18 protein-coding genes are annotated in these 18,071 nt (G+C 27.5%); all 18 read right to left on the reverse strand.

From position 1 onward, the window contains the following. Window positions 1–2: 2 nt before the first annotated feature. On the reverse strand, window positions 3–656 hold the full coding sequence (locus CLV86_RS08960; RefSeq protein ID WP_121051738.1) for a NeuD/PglB/VioB family sugar acetyltransferase: 654 nt from the start codon (window positions 654–656) through the stop codon (window positions 3–5). Between the two features lie 6 nt (window positions 657–662). Further along, window positions 663–1,268 (reverse strand): sugar transferase, encoded by a 606-nt coding sequence (locus tag CLV86_RS08965; protein WP_121051740.1) that lies wholly within the window; start codon window positions 1,266–1,268, stop codon window positions 663–665. Next, window positions 1,268–2,509, reverse strand: a complete 1,242-nt coding sequence (locus tag CLV86_RS08970; protein ID WP_121051742.1) for a glycosyltransferase family 4 protein — start codon at window positions 2,507–2,509, stop codon at window positions 1,268–1,270. Before CLV86_RS08970 ends, CLV86_RS08965 begins: the two co-directional genes overlap by 1 nt. A 1-nt stretch (window position 2,510) precedes the next feature. Further along, window positions 2,511–4,409, reverse strand: a complete 1,899-nt coding sequence (locus CLV86_RS08975; protein ID WP_249037468.1) for a heparinase II/III domain-containing protein — start codon at window positions 4,407–4,409, stop codon at window positions 2,511–2,513. After that, the gene (locus CLV86_RS08980) at window positions 4,399–4,851 is read right to left on the reverse strand and encodes a serine O-acetyltransferase (protein WP_121051744.1); all 453 of its coding nucleotides are present in this window, start codon (window positions 4,849–4,851) and stop codon (window positions 4,399–4,401) included. Before CLV86_RS08980 ends, CLV86_RS08975 begins: the two co-directional genes overlap by 11 nt. Further along, window positions 4,841–5,980, reverse strand: coding sequence for a glycosyltransferase family 4 protein (locus CLV86_RS08985; RefSeq protein WP_121051746.1), 1,140 nt, complete (start codon window positions 5,978–5,980; stop codon window positions 4,841–4,843). The genes CLV86_RS08980 and CLV86_RS08985 overlap by 11 nt, the downstream gene beginning before the upstream one ends. Before the next feature lie 131 nt (window positions 5,981–6,111). Then, window positions 6,112–7,287 carry a hypothetical protein gene (locus CLV86_RS08990; protein WP_147427026.1) on the reverse strand — a complete coding sequence of 392 codons (1,176 nt, stop codon included), beginning with the start codon at window positions 7,285–7,287 and terminating at the stop codon, window positions 6,112–6,114. Between the two features lie 10 nt (window positions 7,288–7,297). Beyond that, window positions 7,298–7,495 (reverse strand): hypothetical protein, encoded by a 198-nt coding sequence (locus CLV86_RS08995; RefSeq protein ID WP_121051750.1) that lies wholly within the window; start codon window positions 7,493–7,495, stop codon window positions 7,298–7,300. A gap of 136 nt (window positions 7,496–7,631) precedes the next feature. After that, window positions 7,632–8,879, reverse strand: a complete 1,248-nt coding sequence (locus CLV86_RS09000) for an O-antigen ligase family protein (RefSeq protein ID WP_121051752.1) — start codon at window positions 8,877–8,879, stop codon at window positions 7,632–7,634. Beyond that, complete coding sequence (locus tag CLV86_RS09005; RefSeq protein WP_121051754.1) at window positions 8,872–10,224, reverse strand: oligosaccharide flippase family protein; 1,353 nt, start codon at window positions 10,222–10,224, stop codon at window positions 8,872–8,874. The genes CLV86_RS09000 and CLV86_RS09005 overlap by 8 nt, the downstream gene beginning before the upstream one ends. Further along, entirely contained in the window at window positions 10,217–11,419 is a 1,203-nt protein-coding gene (locus CLV86_RS09010; protein WP_121051755.1) for a hypothetical protein, read from the reverse strand. Before CLV86_RS09010 ends, CLV86_RS09005 begins: the two co-directional genes overlap by 8 nt. Window positions 11,420–11,441: 22 nt before the next feature. Next, window positions 11,442–11,999, reverse strand: coding sequence for a hypothetical protein (locus CLV86_RS09015; protein WP_121051757.1), 558 nt, complete (start codon window positions 11,997–11,999; stop codon window positions 11,442–11,444). A gap of 12 nt (window positions 12,000–12,011) precedes the next feature. Beyond that, a complete protein-coding gene (gene wecC, locus CLV86_RS09020) occupies window positions 12,012–13,217 on the reverse strand; it encodes a UDP-N-acetyl-D-mannosamine dehydrogenase (protein ID WP_121051759.1) in 1,206 nt (401 codons plus the stop codon). A gap of 2 nt (window positions 13,218–13,219) precedes the next feature. Then, complete coding sequence (wecB, locus tag CLV86_RS09025; protein ID WP_121051761.1) at window positions 13,220–14,344, reverse strand: non-hydrolyzing UDP-N-acetylglucosamine 2-epimerase; 1,125 nt, start codon at window positions 14,342–14,344, stop codon at window positions 13,220–13,222. A 97-nt stretch (window positions 14,345–14,441) separates the two neighbouring features. Continuing rightward, window positions 14,442–15,698, reverse strand: a complete 1,257-nt coding sequence (locus CLV86_RS09030; RefSeq protein ID WP_121051763.1) for a nucleotide sugar dehydrogenase — start codon at window positions 15,696–15,698, stop codon at window positions 14,442–14,444. 16 nt (window positions 15,699–15,714) lie between these two features. Then, the gene (gene rfbD / locus CLV86_RS09035; RefSeq protein WP_076731553.1) at window positions 15,715–16,563 is read right to left on the reverse strand and encodes a dTDP-4-dehydrorhamnose reductase; all 849 of its coding nucleotides are present in this window, start codon (window positions 16,561–16,563) and stop codon (window positions 15,715–15,717) included. An 84-nt stretch (window positions 16,564–16,647) separates the two neighbouring features. After that, window positions 16,648–17,196, reverse strand: a complete 549-nt coding sequence (gene rfbC, locus CLV86_RS09040; protein WP_121051765.1) for a dTDP-4-dehydrorhamnose 3,5-epimerase — start codon at window positions 17,194–17,196, stop codon at window positions 16,648–16,650. Window positions 17,197–17,206: 10 nt separating this feature from the next. Next, window positions 17,207–18,070 (reverse strand): glucose-1-phosphate thymidylyltransferase RfbA, encoded by an 864-nt coding sequence (gene rfbA / locus CLV86_RS09045; RefSeq protein WP_076731555.1) that lies wholly within the window; start codon window positions 18,068–18,070, stop codon window positions 17,207–17,209. Window position 18,071: the final 1 nt, after the last annotated feature.

The following is an 18,071-nucleotide window of genomic DNA, read 5'->3' on the forward strand; positions in this document are numbered from 1 at the left end:
TATTAATTATGGAATTTAATTGGTTTTGCAGGAATACCTACAGCTGTACAATTTTCTGGTAAAGATTTAGATACCACAGCACCAGCACCTACAATAGTATTTGTTCCAATACTTAAGTTATTAATTATTTTAGCTCCTGTACCAACATATACATTTTCCTCGATAATAACTTCTCCAGAAATATTTACACTTGGCATAAATGAACTATAGCTTTTTATTGTTGTATCATGACCAACTGTACAAGAAAGATTTAATGTTACAAAATCTTGGATATCGATATTGCAGGTAATTATATTTCCTGCACAAATAATGTTTCCGATACCTATTGCTACATCGTCGGTAGATTTAATAACATTAGGATGAATTAAGTTTGGAAACTTAATATTAGTATTATTTATACTAGAAATTAATTTCTTTTTTATTTCTGGTACACCTACACCTAAAGCTATATTTAAATTATAGTCTATATTATTTATAGATTCTATTGAACCAAGATTTTTTATGCCATTAATGGATTTTCCTACTTCAATATTATCATCAAAAAAACCAATAACTTCATATTGTTTTTCTTTACTATTAATATCATCAATTAAACACTTTACCTCTCTTCCAAATCCGCCAGCTCCAATAATCGCTATTTTTTCTATATTTTCCATACTAAATTAGTTGTTTCCATTAAACTTAAATGTAGTTGCTTGATTTTCTGTATTAATATCTTCAGATTTTATAACCTTACCTATGGTTTTTAAAATTATTTTTAAATCTAAAATAATACTAATATTTTCTACGTACCAAACGTCTAATTCAAATTTCTTCTTCCATGTAATTGCATTTCTTCCATTAACTTGAGCCCAACCAGTTATTCCTGGTTTTACATCGTGTCTCTTTTTTTGTGTTTCGTTATACAATGGAAGATATTCTGGAAGTAAAGGCCTTGGCCCTACTAAACTCATATCTCCTTTAAGCACATTTAAAAGTTGCGGTAACTCGTCTAAAGATGTTTTTCTAACAAATTTCCCTACAGGTGTTAATCTTTTTGCATCAGGTAATAGATTTCCATTAGCATCTTTTTTATCTGTCATTGTTTTAAATTTAATGACTTTAAAAATTTCTCCTTTTTTTCCTGGTCTTTCTTGAAAGAAAAAAGGTTTACCGTTATTATTAAAAAGTAATAGTATTAAAACTAATATAAAAAAAGGACTAAATAGTACTAAAGCTATTAATGCTGCTATAAAATCTAAACTTGGTTTAATTAACCTGATATACATTATTCTAAAACTTCTTTTATTTTATTAGTATATTTTGAAGCTAAATCCCTTCTGTCAAAATATTTTTTAGCATGGTTAAAACCATTTTCTCCCATTATATTAAGAGACTCTTTATTAGCCAACATTAACCTAATTCCTTTTTCTATTTCTTCTGGATTTTCAGGCTCAACATAATAACCGCATTTAGCCTGCTCAACTAAATCTCTTGAAACACCATCTATCGCAAGTAAAATTGGCTTTTTACAAGACATATAATCGAATGTTTTATTAGAGTATATTGTTTTGAAAGTATCAACTTTTTTTAAGACAGATGCACCAGCATCTGAAGCTAAAATATACTTAAACACTTCTTTTTTAGCAACAGAATCTCTAAAAATTATATTATTCAATTTTCTTTTAGCAGCTTCTTCAACTAGCATGTCTTTTTGCATACCTGCTCCAATTAATTGAAATACAACATTGGTATCTTTTAACCTCTCTGCAGTTTCTATTAATTGAATTAAATGATTAGCAACACCATGAGCTCCAACATAAGTTATTACAAACTTATCTTGAAGATTAAGTTCTTTCTTAAAAGCAGTAGCGTCAAAATTTTCCTGAATGCTTTCTGCTAAAGAAAAATCTGCTGCATTTGGTATAAAAATAACTTTCTTGGGATCAATTTTTTTATCTACTATTAACTTCTCTCTAAACGCTGGTGTTAACACATTAATTAATGCAGCTTTTTTATAAATAAAGCGCTCAAACCAATAAGCGAATTTAATTATCATTTTATTTTTTAATACACCTGTATCTATTGCAGATTCTGGCCACAAATCTCTAATTTCGAAAACAAACGGCACACTTTTTATTTTTGATAAAACATAAGCGGTGATACCTACAAATAGTGGAGGAGATGTAACAAGAATAACATCAAATTTTTTATTAGTTTTAAATAAACCAGCGTAAATGCTTGAGAAAACAAATGAAAAATAAGCCCATAGTCTTCCTAAAAAATTAGTATTATAACTCTCGGATACATGAGATCTAATGACATCTACATTATTATAAAAATCTAAATCAGTAAAAAAATACTTTCCTTTATATTTTTCAGGTTTTTTACCTGTTGCATAATGTACCATCCCTGCTAAAACCGTAATTTCATGACCTTGGTTTGCCCATACCTGTGTCATCTCATTAAAACGTGAGCCTCCACCGTCTCCTTTTTCTAAAAAATATTGATGTATGAGTAATATTTTCATATTATAACTTTATTTTAATTTCGGTATTAAAGGTGTTTGTTTTAGTGGCAAAGGTAAGCCTAATACTTTTTTCTTTTACACCGTAGTAACTAGAAAAGTATTTTTCTTCTATTAAAGGATTTAATTTATTTCCAGTAGCATCGGTTGTTTCGATAGTTATTTTATCTAAAAATTCTGGATTTATATGCCAATATTGGTTTTTTGTGAAATTATTAGTGTTTTTAAACTCATCTGTAACACTCCAAATATTCTTAGAAACTGGTTTTTCAACCCTTCGGTTGTGGAAAATATTATTTCCTAAATTTTTAAAAGCCTTAATTTCACCATTAAATATATAATTATCCTGCTTTTTAATTAAGGTTGCCTTAGCATATTTAACCCAATTATACCATATAAAACGACTGCCTTTTAGCATTTGATTTTCGCCTTCAATACCAACAGTATTATGACCTTCGCAACCATTAAAGAAATTTATAAGTTCTTTTTCTGTATTGTATTTATAAGAACCAGAATCTCTTAAAATATTATTGCCATTCACCCAAATATCTAAATGCAAATTGTCTGACTGTGCAGGCCTATCTTTATATTTCCCACAACGTATAAATGTTTTTACATCTTGATCTTGAATAATATAATATCCACCCTTATCAAAAACATTTATATCTGGAATTTGAATATTATCCGCTTGTTTTTCGTTTTTAAAACCATACCAAAACTGGCTTTCGGACTTGTAATAATATTTATTACCTAGAGCTAAACGTAAATCGTCTAATTGCGATTTATAGTTTCTATAGTCTTTATTTGTTAGCTTAAAAAATAAAGCGCCATCGTTAGATCCATAATTTGGTAACTCTCCAAAAACCGGATCTAAACAAGTCTCTAAAAAACTTAATGATTTTTCTGCTCTATCGTAAACAACTGGTTTAAATTTTTCGTTATTTAACTTAGATAATTGAATTGCCCATGTTAATAACTGCACGGTCACACGGTGATAATTCATAGAATATTGAAGAAATGTACCGTCTTTATATATTTGATATTCTACTTCTTGTTCAAACCATTTTTTTCCTTTTATGCTCCATTTTTTTGTGTCTGCCATGAATGGAAATAGTTTGGCAGATAAATATAACATTAAGGTTTCTGTTATAGCATGGTTATTTCTTACAGCAATTCTTGAAAAGTGAATATTATTATATACATGGTGCAATTGCCAGTATATTGAATTCATTATTTCTTGATACAGTGTTTCGTTTAAATTCTCTGAATCTTTGTAATAATAGAGAGCAAATGTCCAATTTAAAACCCTTAAGCTTATTTCTTGGCTACATTTATAGTTTGGACCTTGATTTATAGGATTCTTAGCTATAAAATCTTTAATTTCATTAAAAACCAATTGCGATTGATCTTCATCAAAATGATAATCGTATCTAATAACATCATATAAAAATGAAAATCTTGCTTTCTCCCAAACAAACTTTATATCTCCAGCTTCTAATGAAATATCTTGTATTTCACTCCAATGCTTTGAAATATCATACTTGTGATTTGTTATTGGATTTGTAATCCAGTCGTAATGTTTTCCTAAGCTTAATTCTTGTTTACTAAAAAAAGTAAAGGTTCCATTCTCTATCTTTTGAAAAGTAGATTTTAACTTCTCATCTCTATCTTTTGGAAGCTTATGTATATCTTTTCCGTAGAAGAAAAATGGAGATAAATTATTTTTCCACTCTTCTAGAGTTATAAATGTTTTAAACTCAGGATTTATAGGAAATGCTTTTTTCTGCCATCCTAATTTTGTTGAAATCGCATAATAGATTCTAAATAAAACATATCGCAATCCCATGTTTTTAAAAAGATCGAAAACATGCTTTATATTATCAATATACAATTTATTCATCATATTCCCAATACCTTTCTTTTCTATCTGATTTGATTATTTTAAAAGGGTTTCCGACAACTGTGGAATTATCAGGTATACTTTTATTTATTACAGAATTACTGCCTATAATAACATTATTACCTATTTCTATCTCTCCGAAAATTACTGATCCTGCTCCAACATAAACATCATTTCCCAAAACAGGAACTTTTTTTTCTCCAAAATTTCGACCTATGGTAACATTTTGTCCAATTAAACAATTATTTCCAATAACCGAGTTTGAATGTATTACAACCCCTAATCCCCAATACCCAAGTTTTACATTTTTTCCGATTTTTGCAGTAGATGGTATCCATGCAGAAAAAATTAACCTGTTTAAAAATGATAACATTTTAGCTATAGGTTTTAGTTTAATTTTATTTAAAAAAAAACCTATTCTATATAAAACTAATTCAATTCTCATAAGCGTAGATTAACGATTTTTTAAATGTGTCATAATAACTCTCAAAGCTATATTTTGTTTTAATTCTTTGTTTTGCATTTACACCATATTCTTGTAAAATAGATCTATCTGAAGATAATTTATTTAAAAGATTTAATAGGTTTTCTTTAGTCATATCATTAATTATAAAACCACTATTATTATCTATTAAATCTTTTTCTGTTCCATCCGCAGAAGAACAAACAACTGGCAAACCATAAGCCATAGACTCACAAATGGCTAATCCACCAAGACCTGGTAAAACAAATATATCTGAGTTAAAATAATACTCCTCCAATCCTTCTGTTATTCTTCCGTGAAAGTGTATGTTATCTGACGCACTTTGATAGGTTTGTTTTAAATTATTATAATATTCGGCACCAGAACCTATTATATCAAGGCGACTATTGGTACATTTTTTTTCAAACTCCAAAAAAACTTCTATTAATAATTCTAAGTTTTTTGCAGGGATTATACTACCGACAAATAATATAGTAAATGGTCGATTGAAATTTAATACCTTTTTGCTCTCTTTTTTTAATATTTCCCTCGTGTCTAACACATTAACCCCAACAAAAATTTTATTAGGATCATCAACTCTATTTTCAAAATAACTTCTGCCAATTGTACTATATGTAAAAATGGAATTCACTTTATTTTCCATAAAGTTAATTAATTTGTCTACTTTACTTCTTTGTGTTGAAACTTCTGTGTTTTCTAATTTACCCAAAGACCAATAAATAACTTTTTTTCTAAACATTTTAGAATATAAAATAGAAGAAATATTATTTATTAATGATGAAGCGCCTTCAAGTAATATTACATCTGGATTTACGCGAACTAAAGAAAAAAATAAAAAGGGAAAAAAGGTAAAATATTTTTTTTCATTATTTTTTTTATAAGGAAATTTTAAAGTAAATAGTTTCCTTTTTGAATTAAGGTTGTTGGAAGCATTTTGAAGCTTAGTGTTTTTAACTCCATTTCCATGCAGCAAAATAGAGCTAATACTACTATCATTTTCTATTTCTTTATAGAAAGGCACTCTATAATGGAAAATTACTTGATAAACTATTGCTAATTTCACATTTTTCATAACATCTAAATTTTTCAATTATAACTAGTTTTTACTAAACAAATTGAATGCAACAAATATAATTATATATCTTAAAAAAAAATTAGTTTATTTATCTTTTGAAAAGAGGTATTATTGATTTAAAAACTAAAATAATTTATAAGTGATTTTTAGTAAGCTTCATTATTTTCTAAAAGAACTTCTTCTTTGTAAATTAGATTTTGAAATACGAAATAAAAAACTGAAAAAACTAAAAAACTCTTAAAGAAATTTCCTGCGAAAAAAGCACATGTTAATACTACAATTAAAAGATAACAACTGAATTTTCCTTTGATTTTTTTAAAGAAATTGTTTTTAAGAAAAAAATAGAATATAACGATTCCTAAAAACCCAAATAAAAAGAACAAGTCTAAAAATTCAAATTCTACTTTATATAGGCCATATTTGTTTCCTCCGAATAGGTAGTTTATAAAATTCCAATTCTCATTTGAAAAAATTATAGTTTGTTCTAATAACAAATCTCTTGTTGATGTTAGAACAGTAAACATTCCATTTTCCTTATACAATTTTTCTCCATTTGGGAGCAAAACTATTAAGAAATTATCAATAGTCTTTCTAAAAAGAAAATATACTAAAACCAAAATTAAAATAGTTGTAGTAGTGATTTTTTTATTCTTTTCAAACAAGTAAAAAAATATTAATAAGGCAATACATAACCATACTATTTTTGTCCCAATTAATAATGAAGTTGTTAAAAATAATAAACTAACTATTTTTTTCTTTTTTTCAATAAAAAAATAATATGTTGAAAGTATTAAAAGACAAATATAATAATAGCTTGCCTCAGATGTTTTTAAGAATATTCCATTATATCCAAATCTATTAGAAAAACTATAAGCTCTGAATAATTCAATTTTAGTAATTAATCCTAATATAATTAAAATGCTACTTATTACACCTATAATATAAATAGGTTTTTCTATTGCTTGTATTATAATCTTTTTTTCTTGCTTGTTTAACACCCTAAAAAAAGTAACTAATATAAATGGATAAGAGTATAGTGATAAATTATATAAATGTTTGAAAACGATTATATAATTATAATCTCTATATAAAGAAAAAAATGCTATTAACGTTAAGATAAACATACCTAAATAAAGAATAAGTAAATTAATTTTTTTTCTTTCCCCTAATTTTAATGTTATTAATAAAAGAAACACTATTATTATAAATTTTGGAATAAAACTAAATCTATTAAATGTATCTATAGAATATGTCAATAGGATTTTAGTTATAAAATCAAATAGTATGACTATATAGAAAGAATAGATTCCTGTTTTAATCAATGTACTATTTCTACTCTTTAACATGATTAATAGTATTTGTTTTCAATTTATAAAACAATATCATTATCATCATAAATACTGCACCAAGAATCAGGTTAGAATAAATCATAGATGCGGCTCCAGATTGGTTTTGATTAGCCAAATATATAAATAATAACACAATACCTCCATCTCTAAAAATCCTAAAACCAAGCATTGTCCAATTCATGTTTTTTGACATATATGCTTGCGCACAAAAATAACTCAAGAAAAATCACTTCACAATTAATAACGATTTAATAATATTACTGTTATTTTATTCAAATATAATAAATAGATAAGTTGAATTTAATCGTATTCATTGCCTATTTATTAAGTCTTTTAGATTCTTTATAAAAATTAAATAATAATAGTGCATTGAATAAGGAATAAGAAACGATTCCTTTATGCCTAATAAACATATTTTCAACTAAAAGGAAAAGCATTGTAATTATCAAAAAATATAGATACTCTTTCTCATTCCTTTTTAAACTAAATAAAAAATGAATGGTAAAATTTAAAACCATTAATAATAAGCCCACTAAACCCAACTCAATAGCTGTTTGTATGTATTGATTATGATAGTCTAGGCCTTGCATATGGGGGAAGCCTATTTTTGCATAATGATTATCTAAGTTCTTCTGCCCATCACCAAACCCCACACCGAAAACAGGTGCTTTTTTAAACTCTTCTTGAAATATTCTAATAGAATATATTCTAAAGCCTCCACTACTGTGTACTACTCCTTTTTGAGGTACAAAAACATTTACTACTTGTTTATATCTTTTAACTGCAAAATCAAATTTAGACATCAAAGGAATGATGGTTAATAAAGCAATTAACATTATTATTATTTTTTTTAAGCTCCTAGTTTTTAATATTTTAACAACCTTTAATATACCTATTATTAATAATCCTATAATTGCAATTCTACTTGCGATGAGAATTAAAAAGAAGAGAAAATATAAACCTAATATTACCCAAAGTACTCTTTTAAATCTATCAAGAGTATTTCTTAAAATACTTTCTAAAAAAATTAATGCTATAATTATTAAGTATGAAAAGTAAGTTGGATGAAGGTCTATAAAATCGGTTAAATAAGTATATGTGTATTTATAACTGCTAATTACATTACGTAATGGTTCTCCAGAATCTAACCAAACTAAAATTATATTACTTTGACAATATAAACACGCAACTAACGTTGCTACTACAAAAGACCTTTTAAAAAAATTGATTTGTTCTTTGGAAAAACTATTGATTGAGCAATATATTAATGGAAGGATTAGAATAGGCAATCGAAGCTTTAATATTTTTAAAGCTTCATTTATATCTTTAGAGTAAAATATGCCAATAATAAAAGAAAAGTAAAATAGTATAACAACTAAATATTGCTTGTTTTTATAAATATTACCAATATATCTGTAATCTCTTTTAACTATCCATACCAATACTAAGAGTATTATCGCAAAACTATTAATAGAATATTTTGGTATAAATAATGTGCAAGCAATTAGTAATGTAATGTAGAAGTATAGCTTTTCTCCTTTTAATTTATTTAAAACTTTAATCATTATATTTTAGGCCTTTAACATTAAATAGATGAATAAGAGCTAAAATAAGCAATAGAAGTATTAAACTTAATTTTGAGTCTACAAAAATTAGCCCTACTGTTAATAAGGAAATGCTAATAATTACAAAGCTTACAGATTGTATCGTTTTTAATCCTTTCTGATTTTTTAATGAAAGAAAATAAATAACAATTGATAAAAATAAATAAGATATAAAAGTAGCATAAGCAGCTCCAGCAATACCATATCCATTTTCAAGAAATAATGCATTGAGAACAATATTAAAAAATCCTGATAAAAAAGTAGAAAAAGCTATGATTCTCGTTTTTTTCAAATTCATTAGCCTAAAATTGGACTGTAAATAAATTGGGTTTATAAGATGAGTCAAAATTATAATTGATATTATAGGAATCGACTCTAGATAAATAGTATTATAAAAATTTTCTATAATTACTGGAGCAATTCCTATAATAATTACTGCCAAAATAATTCCAAAAATAAAAAGAACACTAGTATAACTATTAAGCACTTTCTCTTTTAACGACTTCTCTTCACTTGATTTAATAAGCCTTGGTTCAAAGTAAGCATTTAGAATAGCATATACGAATGTAATTGATGCTCCAATAGTATAACCAAAAGAATAAACAGCAACATCATGTTTGGATAAATAATAATCAAGCATTAATCTATCTACAGACATTAATATTACAGTACCTAGTGTATGAAAAACTAGTGGCCAAGAAAAATTAAAAATTTGAACTTCTAAAGTTTTTTCTTTCTTATATAGGGATTTTTTTTTCCCTCTATACAGAAACAGAATAAAAGGAATTAGGGCAATTAAATATGCAAACAGATATGAATTTATAGATTCATTAGTCTTTAAAGCGATTATCACCAAAACGAATATCGCAAATTGAACTAAAAACCTTAGCCTAAAAAAACTTTTCACGTCTTGATTGACCTTAAACAAAGCGATATTTAGTTGTCTAGTACATTGCAAAAGAACTGTAACAAATAGTAATAATGAAATAAAAAGATAAGATATACTTCCTTTCCAAAATAAGAACCCTAATATATATATAGGAAACAATATCATAATAATTTTGACCCAGAGTCTTATAAAACTAGCCCAAAAAATATTATTTTTAAAATCTGGATATAATCTTAAAATTGCTTTATCGAGACCAAAAACCATTAAACTAACCATTAGGTTTTGAATCGAGATAATAATACTAATCTCTCCATAGAATTCTGTTGAAATAAAAAAAGGCAAAACCAACATCATAACAATATTAAGGATTTTGGCACCTCCTTCTATTGCTCCAAAAGATATAATTTTTCTAAACATTATTGCTTATTCTCAAAGATTCAGATGATGCAATAACTGCCCACCAGACTAAAGACGATTGTAAAGACCCAAAAATGGCATTAGGTTCAAATAATGTAGTTATCAATCCTGCTAAAAAAACATATAAAAATAAAGCGTATTTTTTATCCTTTAAGTATAAATTAATAAGCCTATATATAAAAAAGACGACAAAAAGCACATAAATTGATAAATAAAATACTCCTCCTTCTAATAGTTTTTTTAGCCATAAAAAATGTATATCAGTTTCTTTATCAATTTTATTTTCTTTTTTTAAGAAACCGTTTCCTTTAATGAAATTAAAATCTTCACCTATACTTTTAAAAGCAAAAACAAAATGGCCTAATCTTCCTGCTGTAAATTTATCTAATGCATTGTCATCTGCCCTTTCTAGCTTATTAAACCTTAATCTTTTCTTTAAATATTCTTGATTTGAATATATTAAAACAGAACCGGTAATAAACAAAACTATTAAGACTTTAAAGTTTACTCTTGATAAAACATATGTTAGAAACACAGTTATCGAAATCACTAATCCACCTCTTCCCCCACTTAATATTTGAGCAATAAAAATGATTAGTGCATATAATAAAAGGGTTTTGTTTTTTCTTCTAAAAAAACCATAAACTGCTATTGTAAAATAGAGCGCTAAACTATTTGACCAAGCTGTTCTTCCAGTAGAAAAGCCTGTGTCTGCAAGTTTAACCATATGAGCATAAGATTCTGTTATTTTAGATATATACTTCCAATCTACAATATTTAATACATGGTTAATAATAATAAATATACATAGGTAGGCAATAATAGAAGTCGCTTTTAGAAAAATACTAAGAATATCCTCAAATGATTTGTCTTTAAAGTATTGATAAAAGACTCCAAACACAAAAAACAAAAGAATATAAGACATTGAAACAGACACAATTCCAGAAACATCTGTTTGTATAAAACCAAATATAGAAGTTAAAAACAAAAGAGAAATGAAAACTAAAAAAGTATTGTTTACCTTAAGGTCTTGTTTATTTACACCTTCAAGTGTTACCCATATAAGTGCAAAAAAGAAAAGTAGAAACTTAATTATTTTAAAATATGGAACACCTATAGGGCCTATCCAGAATACTGGTCCTAAACCAATATATAAAACTAATATCGTATCAATCTTAAATTTTGGTATAGTCATATTAAAATAATGTTTTTACAATCTATATAGATACATTAGTCAAAATAAGATTATCGCCAACTATACCGACTCCATTTTTATTATAAAAATAGAACCTAACTGTTTTAAAATTCTTGGGTAATAACCTAAATTCATCTAAAGTAAATACAAAATGTTCACCCATCTGTTTAATTTTTGTTCCTATACCTGTTTTTATAGAGCCTCTTTTCTTTTCAGTTTCTGTTTCAAGTAAAGATTCATCACTAGGATAAAAAATCATTCCAAAATTTAAATCTTCACTTATTCTTTTAAAATCTAATCCTTTTTCTAGAATAAAAACGAATTTATATAAATCTTTATCAACTTCAACTAATCCAATACTCTCAAGAACTAAACCTTTATCAAAAACAAAATCGTTGTCAAAAATATACTTAAGTTTCATTGTAATATCTTCTTCAATTGGAAAAATTTTCACAGAACTAACTTTGTCCTTTTCATCCTGTTTTACATTAGTAGTTTCTGGTTTTAGAATTTCTTTTTTTGATTCATCCTTACATGATATAGTAACTAGAAATAATAACACTAATAAAATATTTTTCATTTTTTATTTAATTTATTGGTTAGTAACATTACAAAAATCTAATGTAATTGCTTTAGATTCTAATGCTTTAAACTCGTTATGAGAAACTAAATACACCACAATATCTGCTTGTTCTAAAGCATTTTTTGCATTGTATATTTCTAAAGTTTTATGTGAGGTTATATTAGGCTCTACAGCCATAATATTAAAGTTATCTTTAATTAAAGCTTCTACCACATTTAAAGCTGGAGATTCCCTTAAATCGTCGATATTTGGTTTAAAAGCTAATCCCATTGCAGCGATTTTTGGCTTTTTACCATTATCTAATTCAAACTGTAAAGCTGTACTTTTAATTTTTTCTATAACCCATTCTGTTTTATAGTTGTTAATTTCTCTTGCAGCACGTATAATTTTTGCTTGTTCTGGAAATTCACTTACTATAAACCAAGGATCTACCGCTATACAGTGTCCACCTACTCCAGTTCCTGGTTGTAGAATATTAACTCTTGGGTGTTTGTTTGCTAGTCTAATAAGCTCCCAAACATTAATTCCTGCTTCATCACATATCATAGACAACTCGTTAGCAAATGCTATTTGTGCATCTCTAGAAGAGTTTTCTACAAGCTTACACATTTCGGCTGTTTTAGAGTTTGTTTTGTGTAATTCTCCTTTAACAAAATGTCTGTAAAATGCTACAGCTTTTTCTGTTGAAGCTTCGTTTATCCCTCCTATTGCTCTATCGTTATGTTCTAACTCATGTATTACATTTCCTGGCAAAACACGTTCTGGACAATACGCCATAAATATTTTCCCTTCTAATTCTGGTCTTTCAGAAAAAATAACTTTTTCCATTTTTTCTGTTGTACCAACTGGGCTTGTAGATTCTATAATTACTAAAGCTCCTTCTTTTAAAGTTGGTAAAATAGCACGTGTAGCAGATTCTACATACGAAATATCTGGTTCATGATCACCTTTAAATGGTGTTGGAACTGCAATTAAATATACATCTGCTTCAACCGGAGTTGTGCTAGCTGTTAAGTAATTTTCTTTAACAACATGGTGTACTAAACCATCTAAATCTGGCTCTACAATATGTATTTCTCCTTTATTAATAGTATCTACAACATGTTGGTGGATATCTACTCCTGTAACTTTTATGTTTCTACTTGCAATTAAAGCTGCTGTTGGTAAGCCAATGTAGCCTAAACCAACCATTACAACACTTGGTTTGTTATTCATGATTATAAATTAGATATGAAATTTACTATTTTACTACAAGCAGTACCGTCTCCATAAGGATTATGCAATTTACTCATTTTTAGGTAAGCTTCTTCGTTATTTAATAAGTTGTTTGTTTCTTTTACTATTTTTTCTTTGTTTGTTCCTACTAAAAAAACAGTTCCTGCATCTACAGCTTCTGGTCTTTCGGTAGTATCTCTCATTACTAAAACAGGTTTTCCTAAACTTGGTGCTTCTTCTTGCACACCACCACTATCTGTAATAATTAAATATGATTTATTCATTAACCATACAAATGCTGGATATGATAACGGATCTATTAACTTCACATTATCAATATCTGCTAATAACTCGTATACTGGTTTTTGTACATTTGGATTTAAATGTACAGGATATATAACTTGAACATCGCTATTTTGCTCTGCAATTTCTTTTAATGCACTACAAATATTAATGAAACCTTGACCATGGTTTTCTCTTCTATGTCCTGTTACTAAAATTAATTTTTTAGAGTTATCTACTATTGAAATTAATTGTTCAACTTCTTTATCTGAATATTGAGAAGATGTTACTTTACCCGAACTAAAATCTAATGCATCAATTACTGTGTTTCCAGTAACAAGAATGTTGTTTTCTGAAATGTTTTCGTTTAATAAATTTTGCTTAGATGTTGTTGTTGGTGCAAAATGATAATCTGAAACACTACCAGCAATACTTCTATTAACTTCTTCGGGAAAAGGAGAACGCTTATTAAAAGTTCTTAATCCTGCCTCTACGTGGCATACTTTTGCTCCTGAATAAAATGCAGCTATACTTGCAGCCATGGTGGTGGTGGTATCTCCATGTACATAAACATAATCTGGCTTAAACTCTTCTAGTATTGGCTTTAAATTTGTTATAATATCTGCTGTTAGAGAATATAAATTTTGATTTGGTTTCATTAAATCTAAATCATAGTCTGGTGTTACTTCAAAAAATGTTAATACTTGGTCTAACATTTCTCTGTGCTGAGCAGTAATACAAACACGAGTATCAAATTCCTTACTATTTTTTAAAAACTCCTTTACCAAAGGTGCCATTTTAATAGCTTCGGGTCTTGTTCCAAAAATAATTAAATTCTTTTTCATTAAAGTTTTCCTTTTAAAGTTGCAAATGTACTGTTTTTATAAATATTTTAACAATTAAACCAAAACTAATAAATACTCGAAATTCTTTATAAAAACCTTAAAGTCTTGCAGTTACCAAATTATCTGGTAGAAATCCTTTTAAATCGAAAACTACTGTGTCATCGCTTATTAAGTTGTGCCAATCTAAAGTATTGAATTTAGTATGCTTAACAGCTAATACTATGGCTTTATATTTTTTTGTTATTTCAGGAATTAAATCAATACCGTATTCGTGTTTAACCTCATCTTTATTTGCAAAAGAATCGTAAACATCTACGTTTAAGCCAAATCCATTTAACTCGTTAATTACATTTATTACACCTGTATTTCTAATATCTGGGCAGTTTTCTTTAAAAGTCATACCCATTACAAGCACATCTGCTCCTTTTATTTCGCTTCCTTTAACTACTAATAATTTAATTAATTTATTAGCTACAAACATTCCCATATTTGAATTTATTCTTCTTCCAGACAATATAACTTCTGGATGATAGCCAACAGATTCTGCTTTGTGTGTTAAATAATAAGGGTCTACGCCTATGCAGTGTCCACCAACTAATCCTGGTGTAAATGGCAAGAAATTCCATTTTGTTCCTGCTGCTGCTAGAACTTGAGTGGTATCTATTTCTAGCTTATCGAAAATAATAGCCAATTCGTTAATAAATGCAATGTTTAAATCGCGCTGCGTGTTCTCTATTACTTTAGCAGCTTCTGCTACTTTTATAGAACTGGCTTTATGGGTTCCTGCAGTAATAATAGATTTATATAAATTATCTACAATTGTTGCTACTTCTGGTGTACTACCAGAAGTGACTTTAATAATTTTATCTATAGTGTGTGTTTTATCTCCTGGGTTTATACGTTCTGGAGAGTAGCCACAAAAGAAATCTTTATTAAATACTAATTTACTTTCTGACTCTAATATTGGAGCACAAACTTCTTCTGTACAACCAGGGTATACAGTAGATTCATAAATTACTATATCTCCTTTTTTTAAAACTTTAGCAATTGTTTTACTTGCTTTAATTATTGGTGTTAAATCTGGAGATTTATGTTTTGTAATTGGTGTTGGTACTGTTACAATATAAATATTTGCGGTTTTTAAGTCTTCTAATGAACTAGAAAAATTAAGTGTTTTAGTAGATTGTAATACTTTAGTTGAAATTTCTAATGTATTATCTTTATTTGCCTTTAATTCTTTTATTCTAGTTTCATTAATATCAAAACCAATGACATTAAATTTATTTTTAGCAAACTCGACTGCTAATGGTAAACCTACATACCCTAATCCTATAATTGCAACTTTATGAGCCATAATAATAGATGTTATATTAAAATATAGCTTTTAAACAAGTATCTAAACTATCTTCCCATTCTGGGATTTCAATATTAAAATTTTCTACTAATTTAGTTTTATCTAAAACACTATACTTTGGTCTTTTAGCTGCCGTTGGATATGATGATGTAGGAATGGCGTTTAAAGTAATTTTAGTATTTGTTTTATTAAAAATTGCTTTAGCAAAATCGTACCAACTAGCAACACCTTTATTGCTATAATGATATAAACCGTAATTTTTATCTTGTTTAATAATTTCTAATATAACTTTTGCTAAGTCTATAGCGTAAGTTGGAGTACCAATTTGATCGCTTACCACACCAAGTGTATCTCTAGTTTTAGATAAGTTAAGCATACTTTTAACAAAGTTATTTGCAAATTGAGAATACAACCAAGAGGTTCTAATTATAAAATATTTAGTTAATATACTTTCTATAGCTTTTTCACCATCTCGCTTTGTTTGTCCATAAACCGAAATTGGGTTAGTGCTATCTTGTTCAGAATACATTTGAGTTTTATTTCCATTAAACACAAAATCTGTAGAGATATGAATTAATGTAATATTGTTTTCTTTACAAGATTCTGCAATATTTTTTACAGCTATATTATTTATTAAATTAGCTTGATCTCTTTCTTCCTCAGCTTTATCTACTGCTGTATACGCAGCACAATTAATACAAAAATTATAAGTAGAATTAAAGTTGTTTTTTATACTTTTTTCTGAGGTTATATCTAATTCTTTACTATTTAAAAAAGTAAATTCAATGTTAGCTTTTGAAGCCAATAACTGTAAACATTGACCAAGCTGACCATTTGCACCAGTAACTAAAACTTTAGTTTTCATTTTTATCTTTCTTTATATAAGTAAACCTATTGTTTATTACTGCAAAATATTATTTAACTCTTAGCTTATAGATATACTTAATTCTTATTCAATAACAGCATTTTTAAACGCTGGAAGTATACTATCTTTATCTGAAACTAAAAGCTCCTCTTGAGGCACTTGCCAATCTATATTTAAATCTTTATCATTAAAAATGATACCAGCTTCTGATGCTTTATTATAGTAATTATCGCATTTATATGAAAAAATTGCAGTATCACTAAGTACAACAAAACCGTGAGCAAAACCTCTAGGTACTAACAGTTGCTTTTTATTATCTTCTGAAAGTTCTACAGCAACGTGTTCTCCAAAAGTTTTTGAGTTTTTTCTTAAATCTACTGCTACATCTAAAACTTTACCTTTTATAACTCGAACTAGTTTAGATTGTGCATGTTCTCCTGTTTGATAATGCAAGCCTCTTAAAACGCCTTTAGTAGAAAAAGACTCGTTATCTTGTATAAACGTATTTTTAAAGTGAGTTAACTCTTGAAACTGTTTGGTATTAAAACTTTCAAAAAAATAACCTCTTTTATCTTCGAAAACTCTAGGTTCTATAATGTAACAGTCTTTTAATTTTGTTTCTAAAACTTTCATTATACTAATATTAATGTTCTAAAATGCTCAAAAGGTGTTTACCGTAACCACTTTTAACTAATGGTTCTATAAGTTTTTTTAATTGTGCTTTATCTATATAACCCATTCTATATGCAACTTCTTCTATAGCACCAATTTTTAAACCTTGCCTTTCCTCTATAACTTGAACAAATTGAGAGGCTTGCATTAAAGATTTAAATGTACCTGTGTCTAACCAAGCGGTTCCTTTGTCTAAGACACTTACTTTTAATTTTCCTTGCCTTAAATACTCTTTATTTACGTCTGTAATTTCTAATTCTCCTCTATGGCTTGGTTTTATATTTTTAGCAATATTAACCACTTCATTATCGTAAAAATAGATACCTGGTACTGCGTAATTAGATTTTGGTTTTTTTGGTTTTTCTTCTATTGAAATAACATTACCATTATCATCAAACTCTGCAACACCATAACGTTCTGGATCATGTACATGATAAGCGTAAATAATACCGCCTTCTGGATTATTATTATCTTGTAAAAGCTTTTCTAGGCCAGTACCATAGAAAATATTGTCACCAAGAATTAGTGCTACTTTATCGTTACCTATAAAATCGGCTCCAATTATAAATGCTTCTGCTAAACCATTTGGAGCTTCTTGTACTGCATATTCAAAATTGCATCCAAATTTTTTTCCATCTCCAAGTAAAGCTTCAAATAATGGTAAATCGTGAGGTGTAGAAATAATAAGAATATCCTTAATTCCAGACCACATTAATGTAGATAAGGGATAATAAATCATTGGCTTATCGTAAATAGGCATTAACTGCTTACTTACTGCTAAAGTTAATGGATGTAAACGTGTTCCTGAACCTCCTGCCAATATTATACCTTTCATA

This window comes from Lacinutrix venerupis, from assembly GCF_003663945.1.
In the GTDB taxonomy this organism is placed as follows: domain Bacteria; phylum Bacteroidota; class Bacteroidia; order Flavobacteriales; family Flavobacteriaceae; genus Lacinutrix; species Lacinutrix venerupis.

Coding starts and splice junctions, on each gene's coding strand:
- CLV86_RS08960 (WP_121051738.1), bottom strand. CDS start 656: ATGGAAAATATAGAAAAAATAGCGATTATTGGAGCTGGCGGATTTGGA.
- CLV86_RS08965 (WP_121051740.1), bottom strand. CDS start 1,268: ATGTATATCAGGTTAATTAAACCAAGTTTAGATTTTATAGCAGCATTA.
- CLV86_RS08970 (WP_121051742.1), bottom strand. CDS start 2,509: ATGAAAATATTACTCATACATCAATATTTTTTAGAAAAAGGAGACGGT.
- CLV86_RS08975 (WP_249037468.1), bottom strand. CDS start 4,409: ATGATGAATAAATTGTATATTGATAATATAAAGCATGTTTTCGATCTT.
- CLV86_RS08980 (WP_121051744.1), bottom strand. CDS start 4,851: ATGAGAATTGAATTAGTTTTATATAGAATAGGTTTTTTTTTAAATAAA.
- CLV86_RS08995 (WP_121051750.1), bottom strand. CDS start 7,495: ATGAATTGGACAATGCTTGGTTTTAGGATTTTTAGAGATGGAGGTATT.
- CLV86_RS09000 (WP_121051752.1), bottom strand. CDS start 8,879: ATGATTAAAGTTTTAAATAAATTAAAAGGAGAAAAGCTATACTTCTAC.
- CLV86_RS09005 (WP_121051754.1), bottom strand. CDS start 10,224: ATGTTTAGAAAAATTATATCTTTTGGAGCAATAGAAGGAGGTGCCAAA.
- CLV86_RS09010 (WP_121051755.1), bottom strand. CDS start 11,419: ATGACTATACCAAAATTTAAGATTGATACGATATTAGTTTTATATATT.
- CLV86_RS09015 (WP_121051757.1), bottom strand. CDS start 11,999: ATGAAAAATATTTTATTAGTGTTATTATTTCTAGTTACTATATCATGT.
- wecC (WP_121051759.1), bottom strand. CDS start 13,217: ATGAATAACAAACCAAGTGTTGTAATGGTTGGTTTAGGCTACATTGGC.
- wecB (WP_121051761.1), bottom strand. CDS start 14,344: ATGAAAAAGAATTTAATTATTTTTGGAACAAGACCCGAAGCTATTAAA.
- CLV86_RS09030 (WP_121051763.1), bottom strand. CDS start 15,698: ATGGCTCATAAAGTTGCAATTATAGGATTAGGGTATGTAGGTTTACCA.
- rfbD (WP_076731553.1), bottom strand. CDS start 16,563: ATGAAAACTAAAGTTTTAGTTACTGGTGCAAATGGTCAGCTTGGTCAA.
- rfbC (WP_121051765.1), bottom strand. CDS start 17,196: ATGAAAGTTTTAGAAACAAAATTAAAAGACTGTTACATTATAGAACCT.
- rfbA (WP_076731555.1), bottom strand. CDS start 18,070: ATGAAAGGTATAATATTGGCAGGAGGTTCAGGAACACGTTTACATCCA.